Origin of the sequence: Gordonia sp. BP-119, assembly GCF_016924115.1 — a bacterium.
Lineage (GTDB): Bacteria > Actinomycetota > Actinomycetes > Mycobacteriales > Mycobacteriaceae > Gordonia > Gordonia hongkongensis.
Genome location: NZ_JAFFZF010000021.1, coordinates 78034 through 93352, shown reverse-complemented (window position 1 = coordinate 93352; position 15319 = coordinate 78034). Strand labels below are relative to the sequence as shown.

The 15319-nt window shown below is 69.1% G+C and carries 13 protein-coding genes and 1 rRNA gene; all 14 read left to right on the top strand.

Features of this window, described 5'->3' with window-relative positions:
• Positions 1-244: 244 nt before the first annotated feature.
• Positions 245-361 (top strand): 5S ribosomal RNA (gene rrf / locus JW364_RS13745).
• Between the two features lie 132 nt (positions 362-493).
• Complete coding sequence (locus JW364_RS13740) at positions 494-2710, top strand: HAD-IIA family hydrolase (protein ID WP_058253149.1); 2217 nt, start codon at positions 494-496, stop codon at positions 2708-2710.
• A gap of 11 nt (positions 2711-2721) precedes the next feature.
• Positions 2722-3012 carry a hypothetical protein gene (locus JW364_RS13735; RefSeq protein WP_058253150.1) on the top strand — a complete coding sequence of 97 codons (291 nt, stop codon included), beginning with the start codon at positions 2722-2724 and terminating at the stop codon, positions 3010-3012.
• 52 nt (positions 3013-3064) lie between these two features.
• Positions 3065-3952 (top strand): TlyA family RNA methyltransferase, encoded by an 888-nt coding sequence (locus JW364_RS13730; protein ID WP_058253214.1) that lies wholly within the window; start codon positions 3065-3067, stop codon positions 3950-3952.
• Positions 3953-4022: 70 nt separating this feature from the next.
• Positions 4023-5042: an NAD kinase gene (locus tag JW364_RS13725; RefSeq protein ID WP_058253151.1), complete on the top strand. Its 1020-nt coding sequence runs from the start codon at positions 4023-4025 to the stop codon at positions 5040-5042.
• Positions 5043-5044: 2 nt separating this feature from the next.
• Positions 5045-6799: a DNA repair protein RecN gene (gene recN / locus JW364_RS13720; protein WP_205333700.1), complete on the top strand. Its 1755-nt coding sequence runs from the start codon at positions 5045-5047 to the stop codon at positions 6797-6799.
• A 102-nt stretch (positions 6800-6901) separates the two neighbouring features.
• Positions 6902-8089 carry a putative cytokinetic ring protein SteA gene (gene steA, locus JW364_RS13715; RefSeq protein ID WP_058253215.1) on the top strand — a complete coding sequence of 396 codons (1188 nt, stop codon included), beginning with the start codon at positions 6902-6904 and terminating at the stop codon, positions 8087-8089.
• Positions 8090-8092: 3 nt separating this feature from the next.
• Positions 8093-9028 (top strand): copper transporter, encoded by a 936-nt coding sequence (locus JW364_RS13710; protein WP_205333699.1) that lies wholly within the window; start codon positions 8093-8095, stop codon positions 9026-9028.
• Between the two features lie 142 nt (positions 9029-9170).
• Positions 9171-10970, top strand: coding sequence for a CTP synthase (locus tag JW364_RS13705; protein ID WP_083207270.1), 1800 nt, complete (start codon positions 9171-9173; stop codon positions 10968-10970).
• Between the two features lie 5 nt (positions 10971-10975).
• Positions 10976-11611, top strand: coding sequence for an NUDIX hydrolase (locus tag JW364_RS13700; RefSeq protein WP_058253154.1), 636 nt, complete (start codon positions 10976-10978; stop codon positions 11609-11611).
• Positions 11608-12528, top strand: a complete 921-nt coding sequence (gene xerD, locus JW364_RS13695; protein ID WP_058253155.1) for a site-specific tyrosine recombinase XerD — start codon at positions 11608-11610, stop codon at positions 12526-12528. The genes JW364_RS13700 and xerD overlap by 4 nt, the downstream gene beginning before the upstream one ends.
• A gap of 138 nt (positions 12529-12666) precedes the next feature.
• A complete protein-coding gene (locus JW364_RS13690) occupies positions 12667-13635 on the top strand; it encodes a ParA family protein (protein ID WP_374100831.1) in 969 nt (322 codons plus the stop codon).
• On the top strand, positions 13632-14558 hold the full coding sequence (locus JW364_RS13685) for a ScpA family protein (RefSeq protein WP_058253156.1): 927 nt from the start codon (positions 13632-13634) through the stop codon (positions 14556-14558). The genes JW364_RS13690 and JW364_RS13685 overlap by 4 nt, the downstream gene beginning before the upstream one ends.
• A complete protein-coding gene (gene scpB, locus JW364_RS13680) occupies positions 14555-15316 on the top strand; it encodes an SMC-Scp complex subunit ScpB (protein ID WP_058253157.1) in 762 nt (253 codons plus the stop codon). Before JW364_RS13685 ends, scpB begins: the two co-directional genes overlap by 4 nt.
• Positions 15317-15319 lie beyond the last annotated feature (3 nt).

Genomic DNA, 15319 nt, shown 5'->3' with positions numbered 1-15319 from the left:
ACGCACAGCAATGTGTTCAGGTGACTGGTACTAATCGGCCGAGGACTTACCAACAACACCCACAACATCACCAAACCTCAGGTTCGGTTGGTGTTCGCATCCACTATGTACTTCTGAAACAACACACTCCTCCGGGTGGCTTCGCCCCCCCCGGACACCCCCCAACAACACCACGGTGTGACGGGGTGGTGAGAGGTGACAAACAAACACACGCACACTACATGAGCGTGTTGTTTCACAAAGTTACGGCGGCTATAGCGGAGGGGAAACGCCCGGCCCCATTCCGAACCCGGAAGCTAAGCCCTCCAGCGCCAATGGTACTGCACCCTAATCAGTGTGGGAGAGTAGGACACCGCCGAACACAATTTCAGAAAGGCCCCGTATTCGATGATTTCTTTCGTCGGATATGGGGTCTTTCTCGTGCGTCGGTCGCCTGATGCGTCATCGCCGGGCGGCACAACTCAGCAAGGTTCGAGGGCATAGATTGGCAGCTATGAGTGATCGTGATCGTCCGCGCCGCGACGGGCGCGGCCAGCGGGACACACGTGGACAGCGGGATGGCGGTCGAGGTGGCCGGAATGATCGTCCGGGGCGTGACCGCGGATCTGATCGCGGCAGCCGGCAGCCCGGGCCACCGCTACCCGAGGACATCGCGGCGTCGGATCTCGATCCCGAGGTGCGCCGTGATCTGCTGACGCTCGACAAGGCCAACGCCGAGATCGTCGCGCGGCACCTGGTGATGGTGTCGCGCATCCTGCTCGAGGATCCCGTCCAGGCGCTGGAACATGCACGTGCCGCTCGCGCTCGCGCTTCCCGGGTCGGCGTCGTTCGCGAGACCGTCGGCATCGCTGCCTACAACGCGGGCGAGTGGCAGGAGTCGGCGACCGAACTGCGCGCAGCCAAGCGCATCACCGGCAACCCGGCCCTGTTGCCGCTCATCGCCGACTGCGAACGCGGACTCGGGCGCCCTGAGCGTGCCGTCGAGATCGCGCGCGGTGACGAGGGACGGTCACTGACCGGCGACGATGCCACCGAGATGCGGATCGTCGAAGCCGGTGCCCGCATGGACCTCGGTGAACCGGAGAAAGCGGTCGTCACGCTGCAGGCCGAGAACCTCAAGCCCGGGCAGATCGGTACCGGACCGGCCCGTCTCTTCTACGCCTATGCGTCTGCCCTGGAAGCTGCCGGTCGTCGCGACGACGCGATCACCTGGTTCATGAACGCGGCGGCCGCCGACGTCGACGACGTCACGGATGCCGAGTTCCGGTTGACCGAGCTGGCCAACGACGACCAGCCGTCCGAGAGTGTGGGAGTGAACGGCGCTGCGCCAGGCGAGCTCGACAGCCCGCTGTCGGTGCCGGCTGTCGAGCGGGACATCGACTCCGATGCGGACCCGATCCCGCCCGCCTCGGCGCCTGCGCCCGATGTCACTCCCGCAATCGATTCACCTGCTGCGTCCGGTGCCATCGAGAACGACACCATCGAGAAGGACACCATCGAAGCCGTTCCGGGTACGGCCGACCTGTCGCAGACCTCGGATTCGGTGGCGCTTTCCGCCGTTGCTGAGGAAGGGAGCGATCCCGGCGATGACGTGATCGCCGAGTCGACCATCGTGGAAGGGGTGCCCAATCCCCTCGCCACCCTGGACGAGTCGTCGGAAACCGAGTCCGTGGCCGAAACCACCACCGCCTCGCCGTCCGACTCCGTGACCCTCGTCGATCGTCACGACGCACTACTCCTCGACCTGGACGGCACCGTGTTCGCCGGGCACCACGCGCTGCCGAATGCGCTGGATGCCCTCGCCCGGCTGAACATCCCGCGGTTCTTCGTGACCAACAACGCGAGCCGGCGGCCGTCGGAGGTGGCCGAGCACCTGCGTGAGCTGGGGTTCGAGGCGACCGACGACCTTGTCGTCACGAGTGCACAGTCGGGCGCGCGGCTGCTGTCCGAACATCTCGAGCCGGGTTCACGTGCATTGGTGATCGGTACCGACGGACTCGCGCAGGAAGTCCGCGAGGTCGGTGTCGGGGTGACGCGTAGTGCCGACGACCGACCGGCCGCGGTGATCCAGGGACACTCGCCGGACACCGGTTGGGCGCAACTGTCGGAGGCGGCGCTCGCGATCCGGGCCGGCGCGCTGTGGATCGCGACGAACATCGACGCCACCCTGCCGTCCGAACGGGGCCTGCTCGTGGGGAACGGTTCGATGGTCGCCGCGCTGCGCAACGCGACGGGCAAGGACCCCATGGTGGCCGGCAAGCCCGCCGCACCGTTGATGGCCGACGCGATCGCGCGTGCTCGGGCGAGTGCGCCGCTCGTGGTCGGGGACCGGCTGGACACCGACATCGAGGGCGGCCATGCCGTCGGTATCGAGAGCGCCCTGGTACTGACCGGTGTGAGCACGGTGGACGATCTGCTGTCGGCGCCCCCGGAGCAGCGACCCACCTACGTTCTCGACGACCTCGCCGGCCTGTTCGTCGACATCGACGCTGTGCGGGTGTCCGACCAGCCCGGTTGGGACATCACCGTCGAGGGTTCGACCGTGCGGGTCGCCGGTTCCGGCGCGGACGCGGGACTGGTGCCCGCGCTCGCCGCCGCCACCTGGGCCGCAGTCGATGCGGGGTCCGCGGATCCGGACGAATTGCGGGTGATCGCGGAGGGAGCCGCGAGGACCAAGCTCGAGTCCCTCGGTGTCACAGTCGTCGGCTAGCGTGGTCCACGATGACTCACCCGACCGCCTCCCCGGCTGACCCAGGACCGTCCCGGCCCACGCCGGGAGCGATGCCGCGTCGGCAGTTCGACCCCGTCGCCGACGCATTCGCCACCGCCGATGGGGTCGGGGAGCTGCCCGACGTGGAGGCCGAGGTCACCGAGATGCTCGCGCAGGTCGACGAGATCCGTGAATCGGCGGGTGACGCCTTCTCGCTGGCGGCGCTCGAACGTCAGGCGGCGCTTCTCGAGCAGGCCCATGACACGCTCACCGCGGCCCTCGACGCCGTGGACCGACGATGAGACCGGCCTCGGTGCGGAAACCGGAGTCGTCCACGAGGGAGCGGTTCTGACCATGGTCGCCAGAGCACGACTCGATGCCGAACTCGTCCGCCGAGGTCTCGCCCGATCGCGCGAACAGGCGCGTGAGCTCGTCGATGCCGGGTCGGTCCGGGTCAACGGGACCATCGCGTCGAAGGCGGCCACCGGGGTCACCCGGGACACCCCGATCGTCGTCGACGAGGGTCCGCGAGACGACTGGGCGTCACGAGGCGCGCACAAGCTCCTCGGTGCGCTCGAGGCGTTCGAGCCGGGTGGCCTGACGGTGGAGGGGCGTCGGTGCCTCGACGCCGGCGCATCGACCGGGGGATTCACCGATGTACTGCTGCGCCGCGGGGCCCGCGAGGTGGTCGCCGCGGACGTCGGATACGGACAACTGATCTGGCGGTTGCAGAACGACGAGCGCGTCGTGGTCCACGACCGGACCAACGTCCGGCACCTCGAGCCCGGGTCCATCGGCGGCCCGGTCGACGTCGTGGTCGCCGACCTGTCGTTCATCTCGCTGGGCCTGGTGCTGCCCGCGCTGGCCCGTTGCTGCGCGCCGGGCGCCGACCTGCTGCCCATGGTCAAACCGCAGTTCGAGGTCGGCAAGGACCGGGTGGGGTCGGGCGGCGTGGTCCGCGATCCCGCGCTACGCGCCGAGGCGGTACTCGGGGTGGCGACCGAGGCCGCCGCGCACGGACTGCGGACGCGCGGCGTGGTGGCGAGCCCGCTGCCCGGGCCGTCGGGGAACGTCGAGTACTTCCTGTGGTTGCACAACGAGCTCGCCGACCGGACGGGCGAGGAGTCGGGGTGGAGCGATAGGGTCGACCGGGCGGACTCGACCGACGCGGATCGCCTCCTCGGGTCCGCGGACGAACTCCGGGACATGATCGAACAGGCGGTCGCCGCGGGACCGCGCTGACCGCTGGGCCCGCGTCTCCGTACCGACACCGCACTTGTCCCAGACCGCACTTCGATGGAGGGGATCACCAGTGACCGACGATCCGGCACCGGACCACACCGGTGCCCGCGAGTTCTTGGTGGTCGCCCACACCGGACGCGAGAACGTGCTCGAGACCATCGAGGCGATCGCGCGCCACTGCGCGGCCGCCGACGTCGCGCTGCGCGTGGTCGACCACGACACCCTCGACCGCGACGCCCCCGATCACGATGTGCTGTACCGGAACAACGAGGGCGAGTCGCCCCGTCCCCGCAACGTACCGGTCGACCCTGAATACCTGCGTTCGCTCGGCGCGGTCGTCGAGGTCACGACGGCCGAGTCCGCGACGGCAGAGGGCTGCGAACTCGTCATCGTCCTGGGCGGTGACGGCACCTTCCTCCGGGCCGCCGAGCTGGCCTATCCCGCCGAGGTCCCGGTCCTGGGTATCAATCTCGGACACATCGGCTTCCTCGCCGAGGCCGAGGCGCATCGCGTCGACGAGGTCATGACCCAGCTGATCGCCCGGGACTACCGCATCGAACCGCGGATGACCCTCGACATCGCCATCGTGGACCCGGCCGACCCGGATCCGCCGACCGCGTGCAGCTGGGCGCTCAACGAGGTCGCGGTCCTGAACACGAGCAACAACGGTGTCCTCGAGCTCGTGACCGAGGTCGACGGCCGGCCGGTCTCGGCCTTCGGCGCCGACGGAGTGCTGGTGTCGACACCGACCGGATCGACGGCCTACGCGTTCTCCGCCGGCGGGCCGGTGATGTGGCCCGACCTCGAGGCCATCCTGGTCGTGCCGAACAACGCCCACGCCCTGTTCGCCCGGCCGATGGTGACGAGTCCGCGATCGCGGATCGCGGTGGAGGTGGACAAGAACGGGCGGTCCGCGCTGGCGCTGTGCGACGGCCGACGCGCACTCGACGTGCCCGCGGGAGCCCGCGTCGAGGTGGTGCGCAGCGAACGGTCGGTGCGTTGGATCCGGATCGATTCCGACCCCTTCGCCGACCGACTGGTCACCAAGTTCGCCCTCCCGGTCACGGGATGGCGAGGGAGGCAGGCATAGTCGTGCTCGAAGAGATCTCGATCACCGGTCTCGGTGTCATCGAGGAGGCGCAGGCGCGCTTCCATCCGGGATTCACGGTGCTCACCGGCGAGACCGGAGCGGGCAAGACGATGATCGTCACCAGCCTGCACCTGCTGTCCGGTGCCCGCGCCGACGCGACGCGCGTCCGGACCGGCAGCCCCAAGGCAGTCGTCGAGGGCCGGTTCCGGCTCGCGAACAACGGCGGAGCGCACCGGGATCCGGTCGTCGCCGACATCCTGGACTCCACCGGAGCCGAACTCGACGACGACGACACCGTCATCGCGGTCCGGTCGGTCAGCGCCGACGGACGATCCCGCGCCCATCTGGGCGGCCGGTCCGTCCCGGTGGGCGTCATGGGCCAACTCACCACGGCGGTCCTGGCCATCCACGGCCAGAACGACCAGTTGCGGCTCCTCCGACCTGAACACCAGCGCGCGGCACTCGACACCTTCGCCGGCCCGAAGGCGGCTGCGGCGCTGGACTCGTACCGGAAGGCACGAACGGCCTGGGTCGAGGTCCTCGACGAACTCGACGCCCGGCGCGCCAACTACCGCGAACTCGCGCAGGAAGCCGACCGGCTGCGGTTCGGCATCGACGAGATCGCCGCCGTCGATCCGGTGCCCGGCGAGGACGAGGAGCTGACCGCGACGATCCGCCGGCTCTCCGACCTGGAGTCCATCCGTGGTGCCGCCGACCAGGCGCACGCCATCGTCGCCGGGGACTCGGGATCATCGGTCATCGAAGGACTCGGAACGGTGCGCACGCTGCTGGAGACCGCGGCCGACGTCACGCTGCGTGATCTCGTACCGCGCGTCGCCGAGGCGCTCACCGTCATCACCGATGTCGGCGCCGAACTGACCGCCTTCACGTCGGGCCTACCCGCCGACGCCGAGGAGCTCGACAAGCTGCTCGCCCGTCAGGCCGAGCTGAAGACGCTCGTCCGCAAGTACGCGCCGGATGTCGACGGAGTGATCGACTGGCGCCACAAGGCCGAGGCCCGGCTCGCGGAGATCGAGGACCCACGGGCCTCCATCGAGGAGCTCGAGGTCGCCGCGACCGCGGCCCGGGACAAGGTGCAGGCCGCGGCGGACAAGTTGCACACGCTGCGGTCGAAGGCCGCGAAGTCGATGGCCGACAAGGTGTCTCGCGAGCTCAAGGGGCTGGCGATGGGGGACTCGGCGCTGGCGGTCGCGGTCAACCCGGACGCGGCGACGTCCGACGACCGGCTGACCGTCACCGTCGCGGGCACTGCCGCGCACGCCGGCGCCGACGGCGCGGACAAGGTCGAGTTCGCACTTCTCGCCCATCCCGGCGCCACGCCGCTGCCCATCGCCAAATCGGCGTCGGGCGGCGAACTGTCGAGGGTCATGCTCGCCCTCGAAGTCGTCCTCGCCGCACCCACCTCGGGATCGGTGATGGTCTTCGACGAGGTCGACGCCGGGGTCGGTGGTCGCGCGGCCGTGGAGATCGGGAAGCGGTTGTCGAGGCTGGCACGAGCACACCAGGTGATCGTGGTGACCCACCTCCCTCAGGTCGCGGCGTTCGCCGACAACCACCTGGTCATCGGCAAGAGCAAGAAGGGGGCGCTCGTCACCAGCAGTGTGCGCACGCTCGATCGCAGCGAGCGAGTGGCGGAGTTGGCCCGCATGCTCGCGGGCCTGGGGGAGTCCGACACCGGGCGCGCCCATGCCGAAGAACTGCTGGCCACCGCGGAGGCGGAGCGCGCCGCCGACTGAGCACCGCGGACGGTGAAACACATGATGCGTGTGTGACAAAAGTTGCTGCTGTTACGGCGCGCCTCCCCGGCTGAGGCGTGCCTTCGGCCGATCATGGCCGTCATGAAGATGCCTGCACTGCTCGCGCGTAACACCGAAGAACTGCCTGGCGTGACCGGTATCGCCAGAATCGACAAGAACACGAAACGGCTGCTCAACCGCGTCGGGCCGGGCGACATCGCCATCCTCGACGAGGTCGACCTCGACCGGGTGACCGCCGACGCGCTCGTCGAGGCCAACGTCGTGGCCGTGGTCAACGCCTCGCGGTCGATCACCGGCCGCTACCCCAACCTCGGACCCGAGGTCCTGGTGGCCTCTGGCATCGTGCTGCTCGACGATGTGGGTCCGGAGATCTTCAAGCGGGTCAAGGACGGTGCCAAGGTGCGGGTCCACAACGACCGGCTCCTCGTCGGCGAACGGCGACTCGCCCTCGGTACCGAACTCGAGGAGCGCGACATCGCCGACATCATGATCGGTGCCAAGGCGGGCCTCGTCGACCATCTCGAGGCGTTCTCGGGCAACACGATCGAGTTCATCCGCAGCGAGTCGCCGCTGCTGATCGACGGGGTCGGTGTGCCGGAGATCGACGTCGACGTCGCAGGCCGTCACGTCGTCATCGTCGGCGAAGGTGCCGACCGTGCTGCCGACCTCCGCTCGCTGAAGCCGTTCATCAAGGAGTACCAGCCCGTCATGGTGGGCGTCGGGGCCGGTGCGGACACGCTGATGAAGGCCGGGTACAAGCCGTCGATCATCGTCGGCGACCCCGAGACCATGAAGACTCCGACGCTGAAATCCGGTGCACAGCTGGTGCTTCCGGCCGACACCGACGGACATGCGACCGGGCTCGAACGCATTCAGGACCTCGGCATCGGGGCCACCACGTTCCCGGCCGCCGGGTCGGCCGGCGACCTCGCGTTGCTGCTCACCGACTACCACGGCGCCGACCTGATCGTCACCGTCGGCTACCCGGGATCGCTCGACGACTTCTTCGACCGGTCGCGCCGGGAGAGCAATCCGTCGATGTTCCTGACCCGACTGAAGGTGGGCCAGAAGCTCGTCGACGCGAAGGCGGTCGCCACGCTCTACCGCAGCCGGGTGTCAGGCGCCGCCATCGCGTGTGTCGTCCTCGCGGCACTCGTCGCCGTCATCGCCGCCGTGCTGCTGTCGAACGCGGGCACCGACATCACCGACTGGATCGTCGTGCAGTGGAATGCGCTGCTCGACTGGGCTCGAGAGGTCTGGAACCGGTAGCCGATGATCTCGCTACGACAGCATGCGATCTCGCTGGTCGCGGTCTTCCTCGCGCTCGCCCTGGGATTGTTCCTGGGGTCGGGATTCGTCGGGGACCGCGTCAACTCGATGACCGGCACGAGCCGTGACCGCATCGGCGACCTGGAGAGCGAGCGCGATGATCTCAACGCAAAGCTCAACGCCTCCAACAGCTTCGACCTCGCCATCACGCCCCGGCTGATCGCGAACAAGCTCAAGGGGCAGTCCGTGCTGGTGGTCACCGCACCGAACGCGGCGGATGCCGATGTCGATGCGGTGAAAGAATCGATCTCGGGTGCCGGTGCCCGCTTCGGCGGACAGATCGGTTTGACCGACGCACTGCTCGCCGACGGCAAGTCCGAGGAGCTGCGGACGATCGTCGACCAGACTATTCCGCCGGGCACGATGCTGCGCGCGGAACTGACCGATTCCGGGGGCCGGGTCGGGGACCTGCTCGGGGCCCTCGTGCTGTCGAACGAGACAGCACGGCCGGCGTCGTCCGGGGACCGTCGGACCGGTCTGGCGACACTGCGCGACGGTGGGTTCATCGACTACGCCGACAACGCGATCACCCCGACCGATCTGGTGGTGGTGGTGACCGGTGACGAGTTCGGTCCGGACTCCGGTGCCCAGGGCACGCTGGTCGGCCGCCTGGCCGCCACGCTGTCGGCACGCGGGGTCGGCGGGGTACTGGTCGGACGCACCGGTTCCGCGGCGGGCGGGTCGCCGATCGCCATCGTCCGCTCGGATCCGTCGCTGGCCAACGCGGTCTCGACCGTCGACAACATCGACCAGCCGACGGGTCTCATCACGACGATCCTCGCCCTGGCCGCCGAGGCCGACGGGACGACCGGCTCCTACGGCACCGGCCCGGGCGCGACCGCGATCACCGTCGGTGCCGACGGACGACCGGCCGCCTGAGATCGAGTCCGCCACCGCACGCGAGCACCGCCACACCCGTCGACGGTGTGGCGGTGCGGCGTCGGGCGTCGGTGGTGTTACCCTGGAGTCCCGTAGGTAATCAGGGCATCGGCCCCGATTCGGCCGACGGGAGACACTTCTTTTGCGACCACTTCGCCATGTACACGACACCAAGCACATCTTTGTGACCGGTGGCGTCGCCTCTTCGCTGGGCAAGGGCCTGACGGCCTCCAGCCTGGGTCAGCTTCTCACCTCGCGGGGCCTCCGGGTCACCATGCAGAAGCTCGATCCGTATCTGAACGTCGATCCGGGCACCATGAATCCGTTCCAGCACGGTGAGGTGTTCGTGACCGAGGACGGCGCCGAGACCGATCTCGACGTCGGACATTACGAGCGTTTCCTCGACCGCAATCTCTCGCAGTCGGCGAATGTGACCACTGGACAGGTGTATTCGTCGGTCATCGCCAAGGAACGCCGCGGCGAGTACCTCGGTGAAACCGTTCAGGTCATCCCGCACATCACCGACGAGCTCAAGTCGCGCGTGCTGGCCATGGCCGAACCCGACGCCGACGGTGAGGTGCCCGATGTGGTCATCACCGAGATCGGTGGCACGGTCGGCGACATCGAGTCGCTGCCGTTCATCGAGGCCGCGCGCCAGGTGCGCCACGACGTCGGCCGCGACAATGTCTTCTTCCTGCACGTCTCGCTCGTGCCCTACCTCGCGCCGTCGGGGGAGCTCAAGACCAAGCCGACCCAGCACTCGGTCGCCGCGCTGCGCAACGTCGGCATCCAGCCCGACGCGCTGATCCTGCGCTGCGACCGCGACGTGCCCGAAGGGCTCAAGAAGAAGATCGCGCTCATGTGCGACGTCGAACTCGACGGCGTGATCTCCACCCCCGACGCCCCGTCGATCTACGACATCCCGAAGGTGCTCCACAGCGAGCATCTCGACGCCTACGTGGTCCGCAAGCTCGGTCTGCCGTTCCGCGACGTCGACTGGACGGTGTGGGGCGAGCTCCTGCGCCGCGTGCACGAGCCGCGCGAGACCGTCCGCGTCGCGCTGGTCGGCAAGTACGTCGATCTCCCCGACGCCTACCTGTCGGTGACCGAGGCCATCCGCGCCGGCGGCTTCGCCTGGAAGGCGCGCACCGAGATCAAGTGGGTGCCGTCGGATGAGTGCGCCACCCAAGCCGGCGCGCAGGCCGCCCTCGGCGACGTCGACGCGATCCTGATCCCCGGCGGCTTCGGCATCCGCGGCATCGAGGGCAAGGTCGGTGCCATCTCGTACGCACGGCGGCGCGGGATCCCGCTGCTGGGCTTGTGCCTCGGGCTGCAATGTGTGGTCATCGAGGCGGCGCGCTCGGTCGGCCTCGACGAGGCCAGCTCGACCGAGTTCGACCCCGAAACCCCGCACCCGGTGATCTCGACGATGGCCGATCAGGCCGACGCGGTGGCCGGCGACGCCGACCTGGGCGGCACCATGCGACTCGGTGCCTACGACGCCGTGCTGAAGGCCGGGTCCGTCGTCGCCGAGGCCTACGGGACGCGGGAGGTGTCCGAACGTCACCGTCATCGCTTCGAGGTCAACAACGCCTACCGCGACAAGATCGCCGACTCCGGGCTCGTGTTCTCGGGTACCTCGCCCGATGGGCACCTCGTCGAATTCGTCGAGTACCCCAAGTCGGTGCACCCGTATCTGGTTGCCACGCAAGCACACCCGGAGCTCAAGAGCCGGCCGACCCGCCCGCATCCGCTGTTCCGGTCGTTCATCGAGGCGGCCCTGAAGTACAAGGCGGCCGAACGTCTTCCGGTCGACCTCGGCGACGACTACGAGTCGAACGACGCTCCCGCGGACGCGGTGGCCGCCGTCAACGCGGTCACGGTGGAACCGGTCGCCGGGCTGGGCGAGGCAGTCCTCGACGACCCTGCCGGCAGGGACTGACCGCGTTGGGCCACGACTTCGAGGTCAAGGACAGCCGCACCGTCTACGACGGCGCGATCATCACCCTCCGGGTCGACGACGTCGAGATGCCGGGCGGGCGCGTCGCCGAGCGGGAGGTCGTCGAACACTTCGGGGCCGTCGCGATCCTGGCGCGCGACGACGCCGGCCGGGTGGCGATGGTGCGGCAGTACCGTCACCCCATCGGCCGACGCCTGCTCGAGTTGCCCGCCGGGTTGCTCGACCAGGCCGACGAAGAACCCCTGGCCGCCGCCCAGCGCGAGCTGGCCGAAGAGGCCGACCTCGCCGCCGACTCGTGGCACGTCCTGGTCGACCTCGCGCTGTCACCCGGCTTCACCGACGAGGCGCTGCGGTTGTATCTCGCCGAGGGGCTGCACCATCTCGACGCGGCCGAACGCGTCGACGAAGAAGCCGACATGTCGATCGAGTGGGTGCCGCTCGACGACGCCGTCGCGAAGGTGTTGTCGGGGGAGATCGTCAACGCGACGAGCGTGGCCGGCATCCTGGCCGCGGCCGCAGCCGGCGGGTCGACGGCCGGCCTCCGCGGCGTCGACGCCCCGTGGCCGGACGAGCCGACCGCGTTACGGAACCGACGTGCCGACGATCGGGGCCGCCGGTCGTGACCCTGGCCGCCGACATCGCGCGCTACCTCGATCACCTGACGGTGGAGCGGGGTGCGGCGGCCAACACGGTGTCGTCCTACCGGCGCGATCTCGAGAGGTACCGCGGGTATCTCGACCGGCGGGGGATCCCGTCACTCGACGCCGTGACCGAAGAGGACATCCGCGAGTTCCTCGTCGAACTCCGTCGCGGTGACGCCGAGGCGGGCTTCGCCCCGCTCGCCGACAGTTCGATCGCGCGAACTCTCGTCGCCACCAGGCGTTTTCACAAGTTCGCGGTGGATGAGGGGATCGTGCCGACCGACGTCGCGCACGAGGTCCGGCCGCCGCGCGCGGCGCGGCGCCTGCCGAAATCCCTGCCGGTCGACGAGGTGCTCGCCATTCTCGATTCGGCCGGCGTCGAGGACCATCCGCGCGGGTTGCGGGACCGCGCTTTGCTGGAATTCCTCTACAGCTGCGGGGCGCGGATCTCCGAGGCCACCTCCCTCGATCTCGACGATCTCGATCTCGACGACATGCGCGCGGTTCGCCTCCGGGGCAAGGGCGGGAAAGAGCGTCTCGTGCCGCTCGGCGGGCCCGCCGTCCAGGCACTCGAGGCGTACCTCGTCCGCGGGCGACCCGCGCTGGTGTCACGGGCGACGCCCGCGGTGTTCCTGAACGCGCGCGGCGGGCGGCTCTCGCGGCAGAGCGCGTGGCAGGTGCTCGTCACCGCGGCCGAGCGCGCCGGCCTCGACAAGGCGGTCTCGCCGCACACCCTCCGGCACAGCTTCGCGACCCATCTGCTCGACGGCGGCGCCGACGTCCGCGTCGTCCAGGAACTGCTGGGCCATGCCTCGGTCACCACCACGCAGGTGTACACGCTCGTGACGGTCAACACGATGCGGGAGGTCTATGCCGTCGCCCATCCGAGGGCGCGTTGACCCCGCGGATCCCCCGGGCGCGCCGACGCCGGGATGACCGGGGAGATGTCCTAGGCTGATACGAGGCTCGGCCGTGGACGGACAGGACGACTGAACCACCGAGAAGCGGCATCGAACAGCGAAGGGAGCGGCGGACACGTGACCACTCCGAGCGCACCCCTGTCTGGCGCCCGTCCGGGAGGGTCTGGCGCCCGTCCGGGAGATCAGTACAGCATCCAGGTGTCGCCCGGAAACGACACCGAAGAGGCCGAGCACGATGCCGACGAGATCGGCCCCACCGGGCGGCCGTATCGCGACGTGCCCCAGCCCGCTCCGCTGGACCGTCACGGACCTGCCACGGTGATCGCGGTCTGCAATCAGAAGGGCGGCGTCGGCAAGACGACGTCGACCATCAATCTCGGTGCGGCGCTTGCCGAATACGGTCGTCGGGTCCTGCTCGTCGACCTCGACCCGCAGGGTGCGCTGTCCGCGGGACTCGGTGTGCCGCATCACGAGCTGGAACAGACCGTCTACAACCTGCTCGTGCCGCCGCAGGTGGCGACCGACGAGGTCCTGATGCGGACCCGCGTCGATGGTCTCGACCTGCTGCCCAGCAACATCGACCTGTCGGCCGCGGAGATTCAGCTGGTGACCGAGGTGGGTCGCGAGCAGTCGCTCGGCCGGGCACTGCATCCCGTGCTCGACCGCTACGACGTCGTCCTCATCGACTGCCAGCCGTCGCTGGGTCTGCTCACCGTCAACGCGCTGGCCTGCGCCGACACCGTGCTCATTCCGATGGAGTGCGAGTACTTCAGCCTGCGCGGGCTGGCCCTGCTCACCGACACGATCAACAAGGTGCGCGACCGGCTCAACCCGCGCCTGGACCTCGGCGGCATCCTGGTGACGATGTTCGACGCCCGCACGCTGCATTCCCGTGAGGTGATGGCCCGCGTCGTCGAGGTGTTCGGTGACGCGGTCTACGACACCGTCATCGCCCGCACCGTCCGGTTCCCGGAGACCAGCGTCGCCGGGGAACCGATCACTTCGTGGGCGCCGCGGTCGGCCGGCGCGAAGGCGTACCGGGCGCTCGCACGCGAGGTGATCGCCCGCAACGTCACGCCCGCATGACGACCGGCGCCGACCAGGCAGTCACCGAACCCGCCGTCCCCGAACCCGCCCTATCCGAACCCGGCGCGTCCGATTCGGTTGTTCCCGAAGGTGCTTCGAGCTCGGCGGAAGCGTCGTCCGAGGTCGGTGTCGAGGAGTCCGGTTTCCGGGTCAAGCTGCGCAACTTCGAGGGTCCGTTCGACCTGTTGCTGAACCTGATCTCGCAGCACCGCCTCGATGTGACCGAGGTGGCGCTGCACGAGGTGACCGACGACTTCATCGCCTACACCCGCGAACTCGGCCCGGAGATGGGGCTCGACCAGACGACCGAATTCCTCGTCGTCGCGGCGACGCTGCTGGATCTCAAGGCGGCTCGCCTGCTGCCCTCCGGCGAGGTCGATGATCCGGAGGACCTCGCACTCCTCGAAGCCCGGGACCTGTTGTTCGCGCGGTTGCTGCAATACCGCGCCTACAAGCAGGTCGCCGCCCTGTTCGGCGAACTCGAGGCCGCCGCGCTGCAGCGCTACCCACGCGCGGTGTCGCTGGAGAAGCGCTTCGAGGATCTGCTGCCGGAGGTCACCCTCGGTGTCGACGCCGACGGCTTCGCGCAGGTCGCCGCGGCGGGGCTGACGCCGCGTCCGGTGCCCACCGTCGGCCTCGACCATCTGCATGACGTCCAGAAGGTGTCGGTTCCGGGCCAGGCACGTCGGATGGCATCTCTGCTCAGTGCCGCACCGGGCACATGGCTGACCTTCGGCGAGCTGACCGCGGACTGCGAGAACGTGCTGGAGATCGTCGGTAGCTTCCTCGGCCTGCTCGAGTTGTTCCGGGAGCAGGCCATCACCTTCGAACAACCCGAGGCACTCGGCGATCTCGCGGTGATGTGGACGGGGGAGCGCGGTGCCGACGACCTGCGCATCGACAAGGCAGAGGACTACGGATGACTGATCACGCTCCTGAGGTCGACCACCACGACCCGACCGGCGCAGCCGAGGGAGAGGACCCGGGACCGGCCGAACCCGTGCAGACCGCTCTGCACGGGGAAGGGGAGGAGTACCTCGACGACGCGCGCCTCCGCTTCGCTCTGGAGGCGGTGCTGCTCGTCGTGGACACACCGGTCACCACCGAAGAACTCGCGAACGCCGTCGACCAGGATCGGACGCGGGTCCGGGAGACGCTGAACGCCATGTCGTCGGAGCTCACGGCGTCGGGCAGCGGCATCGATCTGCGCTTCGCCGGCGACGGCTGGCGTTACTACACCCGTGCGGAGTACGCCCCCTACGTGGAGCGGCTGCTGCTCGACGGCGCGCGGTCGAAGCTCACGCGGGCGGCGCTCGAGACGCTGGCGGTCATCGCCTACCGGCAACCGGTCACCCGGGCACGGGTGAGCGCCATCCGCGGCGTCAACGTCGACGGCGTGATCCGCACCCTCGTCGCTCGCGGACTGATCAACGAGGTCGGCAGCGAACCGACCACGAACGCGACGACCTATGCCACCACCGAACTCTTCCTGGAACGGCTCGGGCTGGCGTCACTGTCGGAACTGCCCGATCTGGCGCCCCTGCTGCCCGACGTCGACCTGATCGACGACCTCGACGAGGAGCTGCTGTCGGATCCCCGATTCGCCAAACTGTCCTCCCAACCGTCAGACTCGAATGAACTGATCATCGACGGTGGCACCACCACCGACTCACAGGACTGAGAG

Excerpts from the sequence above, each read along its gene's own strand:
- JW364_RS13740 (WP_058253149.1), top strand. The coding sequence starts at position 494 with ATGAGTGATCGTGATCGTCCGCGCCGCGACGGGCGCGGCCAGCGGGAC.
- JW364_RS13735 (WP_058253150.1), top strand. The coding sequence starts at position 2,722 with ATGACTCACCCGACCGCCTCCCCGGCTGACCCAGGACCGTCCCGGCCC.
- JW364_RS13730 (WP_058253214.1), top strand. The coding sequence starts at position 3,065 with ATGGTCGCCAGAGCACGACTCGATGCCGAACTCGTCCGCCGAGGTCTC.
- steA (WP_058253215.1), top strand. The coding sequence starts at position 6,902 with ATGAAGATGCCTGCACTGCTCGCGCGTAACACCGAAGAACTGCCTGGC.
- JW364_RS13710 (WP_205333699.1), top strand. The coding sequence starts at position 8,093 with ATGATCTCGCTACGACAGCATGCGATCTCGCTGGTCGCGGTCTTCCTC.
- JW364_RS13685 (WP_058253156.1), top strand. The coding sequence starts at position 13,632 with ATGACGACCGGCGCCGACCAGGCAGTCACCGAACCCGCCGTCCCCGAA.
- scpB (WP_058253157.1), top strand. The coding sequence starts at position 14,555 with ATGACTGATCACGCTCCTGAGGTCGACCACCACGACCCGACCGGCGCA.